This window comes from Pseudomonas marincola (assembly GCF_900116605.1).
In the GTDB taxonomy this organism is placed as follows: Bacteria; Pseudomonadota; Gammaproteobacteria; order Pseudomonadales; family Pseudomonadaceae; genus Aquipseudomonas; species Aquipseudomonas marincola.
Genome location: NZ_FPBC01000006.1, coordinates 191,159 through 206,030, shown reverse-complemented (window position 1 = coordinate 206,030; position 14,872 = coordinate 191,159). Strand labels below are relative to the sequence as shown.

Annotated in this window: 12 protein-coding genes; 6 read left to right on the top strand and 6 right to left on the bottom strand. The window is 57.5% G+C overall.

Features of this window, described 5'->3' with window-relative positions:
• The first annotated feature begins 219 nt into the window (after positions 1-219).
• Entirely contained in the window at positions 220-1,410 is a 1,191-nt protein-coding gene (locus tag BM395_RS11920; RefSeq protein ID WP_090512102.1) for an aromatic ring-hydroxylating oxygenase subunit alpha, read from the top strand.
• 161 nt (positions 1,411-1,571) lie between these two features.
• Here the strand turns inward: BM395_RS11920 and BM395_RS11915 are convergent, their stop codons facing one another.
• Together BM395_RS11915 and BM395_RS11910 are read right to left on the bottom strand one after the other, a co-directional pair.
• Positions 1,572-2,891 (bottom strand): serine hydrolase domain-containing protein, encoded by a 1,320-nt coding sequence (locus BM395_RS11915; RefSeq protein ID WP_090512099.1) that lies wholly within the window; start codon positions 2,889-2,891, stop codon positions 1,572-1,574.
• Positions 2,892-3,267: 376 nt separating this feature from the next.
• A complete protein-coding gene (locus tag BM395_RS11910) occupies positions 3,268-5,253 on the bottom strand; it encodes an alkyl/aryl-sulfatase (RefSeq protein ID WP_090512095.1) in 1,986 nt (661 codons plus the stop codon).
• A gap of 223 nt (positions 5,254-5,476) precedes the next feature.
• On the opposite strand from BM395_RS11910, the gene BM395_RS11905 reads away from it, so the two are divergent.
• Positions 5,477-6,382: a LysR family transcriptional regulator gene (locus tag BM395_RS11905; RefSeq protein WP_090512093.1), complete on the top strand. Its 906-nt coding sequence runs from the start codon at positions 5,477-5,479 to the stop codon at positions 6,380-6,382.
• Positions 6,383-6,395: 13 nt separating this feature from the next.
• Here the strand turns inward: BM395_RS11905 and BM395_RS11900 are convergent, their stop codons facing one another.
• The 3 genes from BM395_RS11900 to BM395_RS11890 form a co-directional block, all read right to left on the bottom strand.
• Positions 6,396-6,575, bottom strand: a complete 180-nt coding sequence (locus tag BM395_RS11900; protein WP_090512090.1) for a DUF2986 domain-containing protein — start codon at positions 6,573-6,575, stop codon at positions 6,396-6,398.
• Positions 6,576-6,720: 145 nt separating this feature from the next.
• Positions 6,721-7,518, bottom strand: coding sequence for an alpha/beta fold hydrolase (locus BM395_RS11895; RefSeq protein ID WP_090512086.1), 798 nt, complete (start codon positions 7,516-7,518; stop codon positions 6,721-6,723).
• Positions 7,519-7,726: 208 nt separating this feature from the next.
• Complete coding sequence (locus BM395_RS11890; protein WP_069900225.1) at positions 7,727-9,439, bottom strand: amidase; 1,713 nt, start codon at positions 9,437-9,439, stop codon at positions 7,727-7,729.
• Between the two features lie 276 nt (positions 9,440-9,715).
• Between BM395_RS11890 and BM395_RS11885 the strand changes: the two genes are divergently transcribed.
• The 4 genes from BM395_RS11885 (at position 9,716) to BM395_RS11870 (ending at position 13,614) form a co-directional block, all read left to right on the top strand.
• Entirely contained in the window at positions 9,716-10,375 is a 660-nt protein-coding gene (locus tag BM395_RS11885) for a glutathione S-transferase family protein (protein WP_090512084.1), read from the top strand.
• 132 nt (positions 10,376-10,507) lie between these two features.
• A complete protein-coding gene (locus BM395_RS11880; protein ID WP_069900227.1) occupies positions 10,508-11,389 on the top strand; it encodes a DMT family transporter in 882 nt (293 codons plus the stop codon).
• A gap of 121 nt (positions 11,390-11,510) precedes the next feature.
• Positions 11,511-12,332: a carbon-nitrogen hydrolase family protein gene (locus BM395_RS11875; RefSeq protein ID WP_090512080.1), complete on the top strand. Its 822-nt coding sequence runs from the start codon at positions 11,511-11,513 to the stop codon at positions 12,330-12,332.
• 64 nt (positions 12,333-12,396) lie between these two features.
• Entirely contained in the window at positions 12,397-13,614 is a 1,218-nt protein-coding gene (locus tag BM395_RS11870) for a metallophosphoesterase (RefSeq protein WP_090512077.1), read from the top strand.
• Here the strand turns inward: BM395_RS11870 and BM395_RS11865 are convergent.
• On the bottom strand, positions 13,611-14,813 hold the full coding sequence (locus BM395_RS11865; RefSeq protein ID WP_090512074.1) for an NAD(P)/FAD-dependent oxidoreductase: 1,203 nt from the start codon (positions 14,811-14,813) through the stop codon (positions 13,611-13,613). The genes BM395_RS11870 and BM395_RS11865 overlap by 4 nt on opposite strands.
• Positions 14,814-14,872: the final 59 nt, after the last annotated feature.

Here is a 14,872-nt window from a genome sequence, read left to right as displayed (position 1 = left end):
TGGGGTGTGCTTGTAGTGCTCAGCATGGGTTTCCCGTTTACGCGGCAAATATTGAAGATTGGTCGTGGAGACGACAGGGCTCTGCCGCTTATTTTGTCGTTAATCGTTGATTATTAGTCTCTATGAGTTGTTTTGCGGCGATTTTCTGTTGCTAGAGTAGCAGGCACGAACGCAATGATCAGTAGCGCAGAACGCAGATAAATCAGTGAGGAGTTGACGATGGATCGGCAGACGGAAATCGAATTGATCAAGCAAGCGCTAGCGCTGAAGGCTTGCGGCGAGACTCAGTACCATGAGTCAACTCACTCTCATTCAACGCAGCGGTACATTTCTGCTGACTGGTTCGAGCGGGAAAATCAGGCGATCTTCCAAAGCCGGCCAATAGCAATCGCGGCGGCCTGCGAACTGCCTTTGCCCGGTGACTACCTGACGCTCGACTGGGTCAATGGCGTGCCTTTATTGCTGATCCGTGGCGATGACAATCGCATTCGGGTTTTTGCCAATGCATGCCGTCATCGCAATGCGCGGCTGTTACCGACTGGAGACACCGGCTGCCGCAAGCGCCTGGTATGTCCTTATCACGCCTGGAGCTATTCGACCGAGGGCAGCTTGCTAGGCGCACCGGATTTCGAGCGAGGGTTTGAAGGGCTCGATAAGCGCCAATTAGGCCTTGTAGAGTTCAGCAGCCGGGAAATAGGCGGCATGGTCTACTTTCATCCGGATCGCGACAAGGACGTGCCGGAAAACCTGCTGGCGGACGAAATGGTTTCTGGCTTTGCCTACTTGAATCTGCAGCAGCAGAAGGTCTACAAGCGTCGCAGTTATGTAATCAAGGCGAACTGGAAAGTTCTGCTTGAGGGTGGCATTGAGGCCTACCACTTCAATGTTGCGCACAAGAACACGCTGGCACCATTTTTCCTTGGCAACCTGTCGACGTGGCAAAGCTGGGGAGACATGAATTTACGTATGGTTTTGCCAAAGAAGCCGATGCTCGAGGCTGCCACACTGCCAGAGTCGGCTTGGGACATAAGGGCGATGGCCAATCTGATCTATTCGCTGAGCCCAACAATCACGTTGCTGGCTCAGCCTGACAATCTGTCCTTGATTCGCATGGTTCCGTTGTCCGTTGGTGAGACCCGAATCGACGAGGTTCTGCTGGTCGAGCCGCCTGTAAAGGGCGTTGCACAATGGTCGCAGGAAGAGCTGCGAACGCATGAGACCAATTTCAATCTGGTTAACAAAGTGCTCAACGAGGACTGGGCTTTGGGGGAAACCATCCAAGCTAATATGGCCAGTGGTGTGGTCGACGAAGTGCATTTCGGCCGGTTTGAATCAGCGCTGATCTGGTTCCATGACGAATACGAAAAGATCATGGGGATAGAGACTGACGCATTGGCTACTGAACGCTGAGTTCGCTAAGCACTGTTGCAGCGCATGCAGCGGATGAGTCACAGCAATTGTCTTGTGTGCGCCGAGAGAATGCTGCGATGGGGCGCTGACTATCACGGCCCTGTTACGCGAGATAATTGATCAGCGGCGTTGAGCCCGCTGATCAATTATCGGTGAAGGATTTATTGCTCCTTGGTCATCAGCAAGTTGGCCAGCGCGGTGTAGGCGGGCAGTGAAGTCGGGTCGATCTGGGCGTTCGACGCCACTGGATAGGATGCAAAGCGGGCAATGACCATCTCGGCTTTTGGGTCGACATAGATGGTTTGGCCATGAATGCCGCGTGCCGTGAACACTTGGTGATCATTGTTGGCCACCCACCACATGTTGCGGTAACTCCAGCCCGGCAGGGTGTTGTAGCCGGCTTTGGCAAACTTGCTCTGATCGCCTCCTTTGCGAATATCGGCCACCACCGTTTCAGGGATTATCTGCTGGCCATTGAAGCGGCCATTGAGGCGCATGGCCTCGCCGAACCGGGCCATATCGCGCAAGCCTGCATTGAAACCGCCACCGGCAAAGCCAGTGCCGACCTCATCAATCATGACGTAAGCGTCCTGCTCGGCACCGAGCTTGCTCCAGATGCGCTCTTGAACCAGCTCGGGGAACGTCTTGCCCGTCGCCCGTTGTACGACCCAGGCCAGCGCATCGGAATTGACGGTTTTGTAGGCAAAGGTCTGGCCGTGCTCGCCTTCTGCTTTGAGTTTCTGCAGGTACGCATAGAGCGACGTAGCACCGCTGTAGCCCGCCGGGCGCGGAATCAGATGACCGGCGCGGCCATATTCCCAAACGCCTGCTGTGGGGTCAGCATAGTCTTCGGAGTACTCAATGCTGGTGGTCATGTCCATAACTTGGCGCACGGTGGCATTGCCGTAGGCGCTGTCTTTGAGTTCCGGTACGTAGCGTGTCACCAGCGCGTTCTCGTCGAGCGTGCCGTCTGCTACCAGCATTGCTGCCAGCGTGCCGATAAAGGACTTGGTCACGGAGAAAGCTATGTGCTGCCCTTCAGGTTTAAGAGCGCCAAAGTAGCGTTCGTACACTAGCTTTCCGAGATGCAACACGACGATGCCATCAGTGTAATTAGCGGCCAGCGACTGTGCCCAGGTCATGGTGCTGTCGCTGCCTAAAGGTTTGAAACTGAGGCTGTCGATATCGTCTCGCTCAGCCCGGGGGAGTGCGCTTACCGGGCCATCGCCGCGCGATACCTGCACGGTGGGCACCACTTCACGGATATGCGAGAACGACCAGCGCGTGAACGGGAAGCGCAGAAAATTGGAGAAATTCACGACTTTATCTGCTGCAGGCGGAATCCCCTGCATCAAGCCCAGCACGTGTGGGTCACTGGCTTTTGCATCCAGCGGGACCGCTGCGGGAGCGGCAGTTACACTTTGATTCACCAGTAATCCCCCCATTAACGCCAACAGCAACGTATTGCGTTTAAAACTCATACAGGCTTCCCTTTGGCAGTTTTAATTCGGCGCTCTAGCGATCGCTGCGGGCGAGTTAAGCCCCTGATTCACCTGGTAGCTCAGATGTGATGTACGCAACTTCGCGTCCCACTGCGAGCACTTTGTTTCAGCGCCTGTTTGAACAGTCTTATTGTGGTCTGGAGAAACTCAACATCATCCAATCGTTCACGTTTCCGGCGATTTCAGTTTTTCAGGCTGAGCATGTGCATGCTAGCAATGTCAGTTAAGTGATTGTCTTCATATGGCCAGGCGTTATGGACCGGTATGTCTTATTGCGATGGGTCTTTGCGCTAAACGTATCTCGGCGTGCATGCAGGTACAGCAGCATGCACGCTGAGATTCAGCCACCAGCCAGCTACTGATTGGCGGTGACGATAGGGAAGGCCGGCGCCGGTTTGTCCATCAGTGAAAAGAAGCGCGCAAGGTCGAGAACGCTGCCATCCACTTGCATGTCATCAGAGGTCAGCAGTTCCTTGATACCGGCTTGTTTGGTGATGATTTTCACCAGCAGCGGACGGGTCAGGGTCAGCGTCACGCTGGCGTCAGGATCGGCCGGGGCTTTGCGGGCCTGGAGCACAGCGTTTTCAATGTTAAGCACATAGTTTTCCTGCAGGTCGCTGAAGGTAATGTTTACGCGCAGATCGACGCCGTCGGCTTTGGGGCCGTTCAGGGCAACCTGGAACATCTGCATAAATTGCGCGCCGCTGGTTTGCTCAAGCAAGTCACTGGCCGCTGCGACGTCAATTCCGTGTTCCGGTGCGCCGTGGCGCAATTCGTATGCGGCCGAGAGATAGGCATTGCGCCAGGCGGTTGATTCGGCTCGATAGCCCAGTTGGTCATAGCTGCGCGCCAACAGGGCTTTAGCTTCGGTGTTGTCGGGCTCGGCAGACACCAACTGGTTGAGCACTTCGGCTAACCAGCGGTATTCGCCGTTGTCGAATGAAGCCTGCGCCTTGGCCATAATCGCGGCGCTACCGCCCATGTACTCGACATAGTGTTTAGCGCCTTCAATACGAGGCAGTGGATCGAGGTTAGCCGGGTTGGCGTCGTACCAGCCAAAATACATTTGGTACACCGCTTTGACGTTGTGCTTGAGCGTGCCGTAGTAGCCACGGTTCCAGAAATGGCTCTGCAACGACTTGGGCAGCGTCAGTTGTTCGGCAATTTCACGCGGGCCATAACCCTGATTGGCCAAGCGCAGGGTTTGGTCGTGGATATAGCTGTAGGTGTCGCGCTGTTCGCGCATTAACGCCTCAATGCGTGCCTTGCCCCAGACCGGCCAATGGTGACTGAAAAACATCACTTCGGCTTGCTGATTGTCGCTGAGGCTGGCGTCGATATAGTCGGCCCAACGTCTGGCATCACGCACTTTGGCGCCGCGCAAGGTGTACAGATTGTGCTGGGTGCGACTGAGAATTTCCGCCCCGCAAAAGGCTTTTTGCGCCGGCAGATAGAATGTCATCTCTGCGGGTGCTTCAGCGCCTGGCGTGTAGTGAAAAACGAAGTCGACCCCGTCGATTGCCACGTCCTGAGTCTCGCTGTCGATCAGGTCGGTTGGCTGGAGAATGCCCACCGTGCCCATGGCCGGTTCCTTGCCCAGTCCGTTGTCGATCTTGCCACGCTCACTGCGCGGCAAATCACGGCCATACATGTAAATGGCGCGCCGGCCCATCGCCGGGCCTGCCAACACGTTCTCGCTGGTGGCTTCGTCCATGAATCCTTTGGGCGCATACACCCGAACCTTGCCGCTGGCGACGTCAGCCGGATCAGCGACGGCGAGTGCGCCGCCGAAGTGATCAACATGGCTGTGAGTGAAAATCACCGCTACCACGGGTTTGTCGCCCAGGTTCTTGCGGGCAAAAGCCATCGCACGGTTGGCCGTTTCGACGGTGGTGAGCGGGTCGACCACGATCCAGCCGTTCTTGCTCTCGATCAGGCTCATCACGGCGAGGTCGTAGCCGCGCAATTGATACACGCCGCCGGTGACCTTGTATAAACCGTGATGGTTATTCAGCTGAGCCTGACGCCAGAGACTGGGGTTGACGCTGCCGGGCGCGGCGCCCTGAATAAAACCATAGCCATCCTGATCGAACACGACATGGCCGTCGGCTCCGGTAATGCTGAGTGAGTCTTCTCTGGCGATCAGGCCACGCGCGGATTCCTCAAAGTCGAGCCCGTCATCCGCAGGCAAGCTCTTGGCAGTCTCGGCCTGTACGGCCAGCGTTGCGCTAGTGGGGGCACTGAAACCTGCCGCATCGGAATCGGCAGTGCGTGGGGCTTGCTGATCACAGGCAGCCAGCAATGAAACACACAACAGCGGCAAAACAAACGGCACTCGCATGATGATTTCCTGAACCTACTCTTATTGTTTTTTATCCGGTCACACCGGTTTTTTTGCACATGGCTGCCCGCGTGTAGGCGCCTGCGTGAGTAATCATGGCGTTTAGGCTTCGCCGTTTCAGTGCTGGCCAGAATAGTTGTCATGAATACGCCTGCAGTTATGCCAATCCTTGTAATATCAATCAAATGCATTAAATGTATGGTTGCAATGCGAGGAGCGCATATTGGATTTACGTCAGTTGGGCCATTTGATTGCACTGAGCGATCACCGCAACTTTGTCCGGGCAGCGGCGGCTGTCAATCTCAGCCAGCCGGCACTGAGTCGCAGTATCCAGACGCTGGAACGCGACCTCGGCTGCACGCTGATTGAACGCAGCAGCCGTGAATTTCGCCTGACTGTGCAAGGCCAGTTAGTGCTGACGCACGCGCGGCGTCTGCTGGCGGGGAGTCAGGCGCTGCATAACGAGCTGCAGCAGTTCAACGGGCTCAAGCATGGCGAGCTGCACTTCGGTAGCGGCCCGTATCCGGCGCAGTTGCTCGTGCCCGAAGCAGTGGCGCAGTTCATTAATGCCTATCCGGCGATTCGCCTGCGCTTGCAGCAGGCAGACTGGCAGCAATTGGGGACTTTGCTCAAGGAGCAACAAATCGAGTTTCTGGTGGCTGATTCGCGCGATTTCATGAGTGATGCAACGTTACAGGTGCAACTGTTGAGGCCCCGCAGAGGCTGGTTCTTTTGCCGTCGGGAGCATCCACTGGCTTCGCGCAAGAAGCTCAAACCCAGCGACTTACTCGACTTCCCGCTGGCCGCTACGCCCATGCCCGCACGCATCGGCAAACTGCTTGCCGGCCTGCAGGGGGTTGAGGAGTTTTCCGTTAGCGTGGAGTGCGCTCAGTTCGATACCGTTTGCCGTGTGGTTACACGTTCAAACGCTATCGGTATCGCGACCATGGAAGCCTTGGGCGAGCTTGAGGCGCAGGGCGTGATCAGCCTGCTGGATTTCGCTGACATAGACGCCAACGATTCCGGGCTGCATGTGCATTATGGCGTGGTCAGCCGGGCGGGTTATCCGTTAACACCAGCGGCGCAGGCGATGGTCGATGCCTTGGTGGAAGTCGACAACCGTCTGTAGATCGGCCGGAAACTCAGCTCTCGGGGGTAGCTGTCGCGGGAGTCGCAGTGTCCAACGTCTGGGCAGCTTCGGCAGCCATTTTTAGCCGGTCAGCCTTACAGATGTAGGTAGACTTTTTACGTGGCGCCTTCTTGGCATTGGCCTTTTTGGCGTGTGCTTCGAGTAATTGCTTAATTTTTTTACGGCGATTCATGGTGTCTGCTGTGCGTGTGGTGGCTGAAAGGAAGCGACCCGATTATTAGAGCAGATTCCTCTGCAATTCGGGCCGGTATTTGCCTCACGGTTTCACGGGCGAGGCGCCACTTTCCGTTTCGCGCCGCAACAGTCAGCAGCCAGGGTTAACCGCGACGTGCCACTAACCTGCGCAAAAAGTCCCGCATTGCCGGATTGACTGCCTCCGGATGGCTCAGGTTGGCGGCATGGGCGGCGCCGTCGACCAGCACCAACGGCTCGCTGTTCTTTAGCCCACTGCACAGTGCATGGGCCAGTTCCGGCGCAATAGCACTGTCTTCGCTGCCGTGTATGACCAATGCGGGCGCGCTGATTTCAGCGAGTCGGTCGCTGATGTCTTCACGTTGCAGCAAGCAAGTGCTGGGGCCGACAAGTTGCTGCGAGTCCATCGCCTGCCATTTGGCAATCCACTTGGCGTTTTCACTAGGGTCAGCAATGATCAGATTGGCAATATAGTCGGCGACTTCATCACTCAGGCCATTCTCGATCCATGCCTGCATCAATTGTTTGTGGCCTTCAACCAGCTCGGCCGGCTCCGGCCCTGCCTGAGTGTCAATCAGTACCAAACCCAGCACCCGTTCCGGTGCCAGCAGCGCAGCACGCAGGGATAAGAAGCCACCTTGCGACATGCCACCGAATACGGCGTGTTGAATATCAAGATGGTCGAGCAGGGCGAGGCAATCGCGGGCAGAGTCCCAATAGGTGAAAGGTTCTCCATCGTAGCGGGTCTGGCCGAAGCCGCGCTCATCCCAGGTGATCACACGAAACTCGGGGCTCAAGGCGGCAACCTGATGAGCAAACATCTGCTCGTCCATCAAAAAACCGTGACTGAGAATGATCGGCAGGCCGTCGCCACCATGATCAGTGAAGTGGATGTCCTGCTGATTTATCGAGGCGAATGGCATGCGCTGTTCCTACGGTTAAGTTAGCAGTGTGCAATGCCACTGTAGTCAGCGTATCTGACAGCCAAAAGGATTGTGTACAGTTGATATGACGCGCCATAGGCAGCGCTGATCGGGACGTTTACACAACGCGGATTGACGCCACTATCGTAACTGAGCAGCTAATAAAAAAGGCCTGACACCGATGCGGTGCCAGGCCTTTTGCGTACGCTTATGCCTGTTTCAGTGGCGGCGTGCGGGGCGGGATTTTGCGTTTGTTGCCGGTGGACTCGAACGCCGCAGCAAAGCGCAGCAGTGCTGAGTCGTCGTAGGCGCGGCCGGCGAATGTGAGGCCGACGGGCATGCCGATGTCCTGCATGATGCCCATCGGCACGGTGACCGTTGGCACGCCTTGATGGCGAATGGCGAGGTTGCCATTGGCGACCCAGACACCATTGCTCCAGGCAATATCAGCAGACTGCGGATTAACATCGGCATCGGCCGGGCCAACGTCGGCTACGGTCGGGAACAACACAGCGTCGAGCTTTTGGGTGTCCATCCACTGTTCGAGATCGACGCGGCGAATTTCTTCCAGCCCGCGCAAGCCGTCGGGCAGGGTCGGTATCTGATCCCATGGCGTCAGGCCGCGCTTGGCCATGTTGACGTATTCATCCATGCCCGCGGCCAAATCGCCTTCACGGTTGGGCAGGGTGCCGGGATCGTGCGGGAAAATTTTTGGCCCGTCGACGTCAGCCAGGCGATTGAGTTTTGGGTCGCCGTTGGCTTGCAGGAAGTCATCAAACGCCCAGCCCGACAAGTCCCATAATTCGTGGTGCAAAAATTCCTTCGAGACCAGCCCGCGCGTGAACACGGTAGGTGCGCCGGGTCGATCTCCTTCGCAGTTGGATACCAGCGGAAAGTCCACCTCAACCACTTCGGCGCCCGCGGCCTCGAGGGCTTTACGCGCTTGCTGCCAAAGCTCGATAACCGTGTCGCGGGTGTTGATGCGCTGGCCGGTAGGGCCGCCAATGCCCGGCGCTTCGCTGGTGCCGGCTTCGGGGTCGGCGTTGATGAACATGCGCGGCACGCCAAAGCGCTTACCGGCAAGGACTTCGCTGCCCGCTGCAAGTTTAAGATAGGACTCGGGGCGAACTTCACTGGCTTTAGGAATCGGCACCCACGGCTGCATGCGCCACAGGTCGCCGCGGGTATCCGGATCATCGGCTACGACGATGTCGAGCACTTCGAGCAGATCGGCCATGGTCCGTGCGTAAGGCACGACGACGTCCATGGTCGGTGTTAGCGGCCAGTTGCCACGCACCGAAATAACCCCGCGTGACGGGGTGTAAGCGCACAAGCCGTTGTTAGAGGCAGGGCCGCGTCCACTCGACCAGGTCTCTTCTGCCAGGCCAAACGCGGCAAAGCTTGCCGCCGTGGCGGTGCCGGCGCCGTTGGATGAGCCGGACGCGAAGGGCGCAGTCAGGTAGTCGGCGTTGTACGGGCTTTCGGCACGGCCATACACGCCGCGCTGCATACCGCCATTAGCCATCGGCGGCATGTTGGTTTTGCCCAGGCAAATCGCACCTGCGCTGCGCAGGCGTTCAACGGTGAATGCATCGCGGTGAGCCACCAGATCAGCAAACGCCGGGCTGCCTGAAGCAGCAGTGAGGCCTTTGACCAGATAGCTGTCTTTGGCGGTGTAGGGGATTCCGTCAAGCGGGCCGAGGGTCTCGCCTCGGGCGCGACGGGCATCGGAGGCTTGCGCCTCGCTCAGCGCATCCGGGTTACGCACCACGACGGCATTCAGCGCGGTGGCGGTGTCTGGCGTGTCGTAGGCATCGATGCGATCAAGGTAGGCCTGTACCAGTTCGACAGCGGTGGTTTTACCGGATTCGAGGGCTGCACGAAGTTCGGCAATGGACACTTCGGTAACTTCAATACTCATTTGTGTTCTCGTTTTATTGCTTTGTATGGCGAGGCCCAGGCTGATCTGAATTGGCCTGCGCGCCTGTAACGCTATTAAACACCATGCGGGCGTCAGAGTAATCGGCCAATGCGACCTGCAGTTAAACCTTGAGGTTAATCAGGCGGGCTTGTCGGCTAAACGGCGCAGGCTAGACTCAATTAGCTTCATGGAAAAGGCGATCACGGCGCTGGGGCTGTGACGCGAGTGACCGCCTTAATTACTGGATTTAGTCTTCTCAATAATGGGCGGTGGTGTATGGCGCTGGTTCTGTTTGGTCATCCCTTTTCGTCCTACACGCAAAAAGCGTTGATCGCGCTGTATGAGAACAACATCGCGTTCGAGTTCCGCTGTGTAGGCCCCGATAAACCGGAGTTCACTGCCGAGTGGTTGCGGCTGTGGACGCTGCGCAAGTTCCCGGTGCTACTGGATGGCCAGCGCAGCGTCAGCGAGACCAGCATCATCATCGAATACCTGCAAATTGCCCACCCGGGACCGGTGCAGTTGATTCCGCAAGAGCCTCTGGCGGCACTGGATGTACGCTTTCTCGACCGGTTCTTCGACTTGCACGTCATGAGCCAGATGCAACTGGCGGTCGACGGGGCGCTGAGCGGCGATGCGCAAAAGCGCAAGGAGGGCATGGCGGCTGCGGCAGACAAACTGGAGCTTGCTTACGCGTGGCTGGAAGGTGCGCTGCAAGGCAGGCAGTGGGCGGCGGGTGATGACTTTACCCTGGCCGATTGCGCCGCTGCCCCGTCGCTGTTTTATGCCGACTGGACCTATCCGATCGCCGCGAAGTACCCCGTTTTGCGCGCCTATCGTTCGCGGCTGCTGGCTCGGCCATCATTTGCCCGCGCGGTTGATGAGGCGCGACCGTTCAGGCAGCTGTTCCCACTGGGCGCGCCTGATCGGGACTGAGGCACGGCTAATCATTTTTGCGCAATAAATTCGCCAGAGGGTATTGGTCGGGCATGGCGGCTATCCTATAGTTAGCAGACTATTTATTGCTTCCCTAGCAGATTAACTTCTGCGACTTTTATCGAGATGTTAATGACTGCCAGCAGGGCCGCGCTTTCTAATCCAAGCCAACCGTTTAAAGGGATCTTACTGATCCTGCTGGCCACATTTTTGTTCGCCAGCCACGACGCGTTATCGAAATATCTTTCCGGCTTTTATCCGGTGGTGATGGTGGTTTGGGCGCGCTATGTGGTGCACACCCTGTTGATGGCCGGAATCTTCCTGCCCCAGTCTGGTTTGCGTGTATTACGCAGTAATCGCCCCGGCTTGCAGGCGTTGCGTGCGGGTTGCTTGTTGGGCACCAGCTTTTTCTTTACCAGCAGCCTGCTGTTTATTCCCCTGGCTGAAGCCACCGCCGTTAACTTTCTGGCACCGCTGCTGGTGACTGCACTGTCGGTGCCGCTGCTGGGTGAGTCAGTCAGCCGGCGGCAGTGGATTGCGGTATTGGTCGGTTTTGTCGGGGTGCTGATCATCGTGCACCCGGGCGGCGAGTTGTTTAAGCCAGCCATCCTGCTGCCGTTCTGTTCGGCGATGTGTTTCAGTTGCTACCAGATCCTCACGCGCATCCTCAGCAAATACGATTCCCCGACCACCAGCAATTTCTTTGCTGGTCTGTTCAATACTTTGCTGGTGAGCTCGATCGTGCCGTTCTTCTGGCAGGTTCCCAGCCTGACCCACGGCTTGTTGATGCTGGCCTTGGGCACCTGCGGGATGACGGCGCATCTGTTCCTGACACAGGCGTTTCGCAGCGCGCCACCGGCTTTGCTGGCGCCATTCGGCTACTGTCAGATCGTCTTCGCCGGTTTGCTCGGTTTCGTGGTATTTGCACACACGCCAGACCTCAGCACCTTGATCGGGATTGTGGTGATTTGTCTGAGTGGTCTGGCAGCGGCTTGGGAGCAGGGTCGACGCTAGGGCAACAGCACAGGCCTGAAATTTTGCGCGCGATTCGTTGCACAGCTGGCTGGTGATTTGCCCTGCAGATGCGCCATGCTGCAAGAAACGACTCACATCAACAGGCTTTGAAGGTAATGGAATGAAGGTCGAACTTGCGCAACTCGCTGGCCGAGACGGTGACACCGCAGTCAATCTGCAGCGTGCTCTTGAGGTGATCGCCACATGCAGCGCCGGTACCCAACTCATCGTCTTCCCGGAAACCTATCTGATGGGTTTTCCTTCTGTTAGCAGTGTCGGGACCGTTTCTGAGCCGCTCGACGGCCCGGCAATGAGCGCCGTGCAACAGGCCGTTCGCGAACGCGGGGTCGCCGTGGTGATTGGCCTGGCTGAGGCCGACGCCGGGCGTTTCTACAACACCGTCGTGCTGATGACACCTGAAGGCGTGGCGTTGCGTTATCGCAAAACCCATATGTGGGCGACGGACGTGGGTGTTTTCAGTCCGGGTGATCGCTTCGCAACCTGCGAATGGCAGGGCGTTAGGATTGGCCTGTTGATCTGCTACGACATTGAATTTCCCGAGTCCGCCCGCGCGCTCGGTCAGCTTGGCGCAGAGTTGTTGATTGTCTGCGACGGTAATATGGACCCTTATGGGCCGGTGCACCGCACTGCAATCATGGCCCGCGCGCAGGAGAACCAGGCATTCGCGGTGATGGTCAATCGAGTTGGCTCGGGCGCTGGCGGGCTGGTATTTGCCGGGGGCAGTTCCTGCGTCAGCCCGTTCGCCACTATGCTCTGCGAAGCGGGGCGTGATGAGTGTCGGCTGACGGTGGATGTTGATATGAGTCAGCGGCTGGAGGCGCTGCGCGACTATCGCTATCTCGACGCGCGGCGGCTGCAGCTGCCCGGTGAAATCGTTGAACATGCCAGTGGCCTGCGCGAGCTAATCATTCCGGCCCAGTAAGCAGTGCTTGGCTATCGCGCAGTCCAGGGCCCAATGTTGAGTTGCGTCGTTTCAGGATAAATCAATGACCACAGCAACAGAGTCACCCGGCGAAGAGGCACGAGCAGCCAAGGCTGCGCCGGTTTCGCGTAAACGTCCTCCAGTTATCACCGTTGTTGTGGTCTTCAGCATTGTCGGCCTGCTACATGCGTATATGGGCTGGCGATTGATTCCGGGTTTGCAATTGAGCCTTGCCTGCAATGCAGCGCTGATTGTGCTGCTTGCGCTCTCCACCTTGCTGATTCCCCTGTCTTTGCTGGTGCCATTTCTGGCCGGAAAACTCTCCAAGCGCAGCGCTTCGGTTCTGGCCTGGGCCGGGCTGCTGGCGATGGGGTGCTTCTCGTCCATGCTGATTCTGACGCTGCTGCGCGATGCGCTGTTGCTGAGTCTGTGGTGGTTTGTGGGTGTTGATACTTACCTATGGCTATTTCACACCACCGCCGTGTTGGTGGTTGGGGTAAGCCTGCTGCTCACGCTGGTGGGTTATTACAATGCGCGGCGCACTCCGGGCACGGTTCATGTGCAGGTGCCAATCAGCAATCTGCCGCCCGCTTTGGTCGGTTTTCGCATCGCGCAGATCAGTGATATTCACGTTGGCCCGACCATCAAACGCGAGTTTTTGCAGCGCATCATCGAGCGCGTCAACACCCTCGATGCGCATGTCGTTGCGATAACCGGCGATCTGGTCGATGGCTCTGTAACCGAGTTGGCCGAACATACCGAAGGGCTCAGGGATTTGCGCTCGGTGTATGGCAGTTACTTTGTGACCGGCAACCACGAATATTATTCCGGTGCGGATGCCTGGATTGCTGAGCTGCGCCGTTTGGGTGTGAACGTTTTGCACAATCAGCACTGTGTCATCCAGCACGACAATTCGCGGCTGTTGTTGGCGGGTGTCAGCGACTATTCAGGGCATCACTTCGGCGAGCATCATCGCAGTGACCCGCACGCTGCACTGATTGGTGCGCCTGTGCATTTGCCGAAAGTCTTGCTGGCCCATCAACCGCGCTCGGCCGTTGCCGCACAGAAGGCTGGCTTCGACTTGCAGCTCTCCGGTCATACTCATGGCGGCCAGTTCTTACCTTGGAACTGGTTTGTGCCGCTGCAACAACCCTTTACCGCCGGCCTGAACAAGCTCGGCAATTTATGGGTGTATACCAGTCGCGGCACAGGTTATTGGGGGCCGCCGAAACGCTTGGGCGCTCCGGCGGAAATCACCCTGATTAGCCTGGTGGCGGCTTAAGCCACAACCGGGATAAGCGGGTCGGCAGCAGCCAGCGCTTCAGCACGGTTGGCAACAGGCGGATAGATCCACTCGCTGTTGATGGTTTTCTTCAGGCTTTTTGCCTCATCCTTTACCAGCTTCACTTCACGCTCCCAGCCTTCGGTGTAAACCGCGCCCCACGTGCCGAGGTCGAGGCAGGTTACATACTTGGGCTGGCTATACGTTACCGGGGCGATGCCGAGCAGGCTTGCTGCAGCATTGTTGCCAGCATGACGACCCAGCGAAATAGCATGTTGGCAGGTCATCAGTGCGTAATTACCCGCCTCATCGACCGGCGCGTACGCCACGTCGCCCGTCGCAAAGATTTCGTTGTGGCCAATCACTTGCAAGTCTCGCTCAACATGCAGGCGGCCATTGCGGTCTTGCTCAGCCGGAATTTGCGCGGTGAGCGAGCTGGCTTTAACACCGGCAGTCCAAACCACCGTATTGGCTTCTATGCGCTGGCCATCCGTGAGGGTGACACCGTTTGCATCAATCGCTGCGACACTGTTGTTCAAGCGCCACTCAACACCAAGCTCGGCAGAAGCTTCGGCGATCAGATGACGTGGACCATCGCCCATTGCGCCGCCAATCTCGTTGCCACGATCAACCACCACCACATTCACCGGTGTGTCGTTGCCGAGCGCCTCACGCAGCATGGCCGGCAATTCGGCCGCCGTTTCGATGCCGGTGAATCCGCCGCCTGCGATTACCACAGTATTGCGCGCCGGTGTAGCGGGGCGCTCGGCCAGTGATTTGATGTGCGCTTGCAGGGCGCTGGCATGCTCGATTTCGTCGACATCAAAGGCGTGTTCGATACCGGGCAAGTTGGGGCGCGCGACCTTGCTGCCGGTCGCCAGAATCAGCCGGTCATAAGCTTGTGACTTAACCTCGCCGGCTTCATCGACATAGTTCACTTGTCTGGCGTCGCGGTCTATCTGTTGCGCCACGCCTTTGATGAACTTGACCCCGACTGCAGAAAACAATTCATCCAGCGGCGCCATCATCGTGTGCACCTGCGGCTCATAGAAGCGCGGGCGGATTCGCAATTCTGGCTGGGGCGAAAGCACCACGACATCAATGTTTGTCTTGCCGTGAATATCCAGCAGTCGAGCGGCGCTGAGCGCGCTCCACATTCCGGAAAAACCAGTGCCGACCACGAGAATTGTCTGTTGCATGTCATGTTCCTTTTGCAGAAAAAATTGGGCTGTCGCCAAGTAATAAGCCCAATGCATAT

Excerpts from the sequence above, each read along its gene's own strand:
- BM395_RS11920 (WP_090512102.1), top strand. The coding sequence starts at position 220 with ATGGATCGGCAGACGGAAATCGAATTGATCAAGCAAGCGCTAGCGCTG.
- BM395_RS11915 (WP_090512099.1), bottom strand. The coding sequence starts at position 2,891 with ATGAGTTTTAAACGCAATACGTTGCTGTTGGCGTTAATGGGGGGATTA.
- BM395_RS11910 (WP_090512095.1), bottom strand. The coding sequence starts at position 5,253 with ATGCGAGTGCCGTTTGTTTTGCCGCTGTTGTGTGTTTCATTGCTGGCT.
- BM395_RS11900 (WP_090512090.1), bottom strand. The coding sequence starts at position 6,575 with ATGAATCGCCGTAAAAAAATTAAGCAATTACTCGAAGCACACGCCAAA.
- BM395_RS11895 (WP_090512086.1), bottom strand. The coding sequence starts at position 7,518 with ATGCCATTCGCCTCGATAAATCAGCAGGACATCCACTTCACTGATCAT.
- BM395_RS11890 (WP_069900225.1), bottom strand. The coding sequence starts at position 9,439 with ATGAGTATTGAAGTTACCGAAGTGTCCATTGCCGAACTTCGTGCAGCC.
- BM395_RS11885 (WP_090512084.1), top strand. The coding sequence starts at position 9,716 with ATGGCGCTGGTTCTGTTTGGTCATCCCTTTTCGTCCTACACGCAAAAA.
- BM395_RS11880 (WP_069900227.1), top strand. The coding sequence starts at position 10,508 with ATGACTGCCAGCAGGGCCGCGCTTTCTAATCCAAGCCAACCGTTTAAA.
- BM395_RS11875 (WP_090512080.1), top strand. The coding sequence starts at position 11,511 with ATGAAGGTCGAACTTGCGCAACTCGCTGGCCGAGACGGTGACACCGCA.
- BM395_RS11870 (WP_090512077.1), top strand. The coding sequence starts at position 12,397 with ATGACCACAGCAACAGAGTCACCCGGCGAAGAGGCACGAGCAGCCAAG.
- BM395_RS11865 (WP_090512074.1), bottom strand. The coding sequence starts at position 14,813 with ATGCAACAGACAATTCTCGTGGTCGGCACTGGTTTTTCCGGAATGTGG.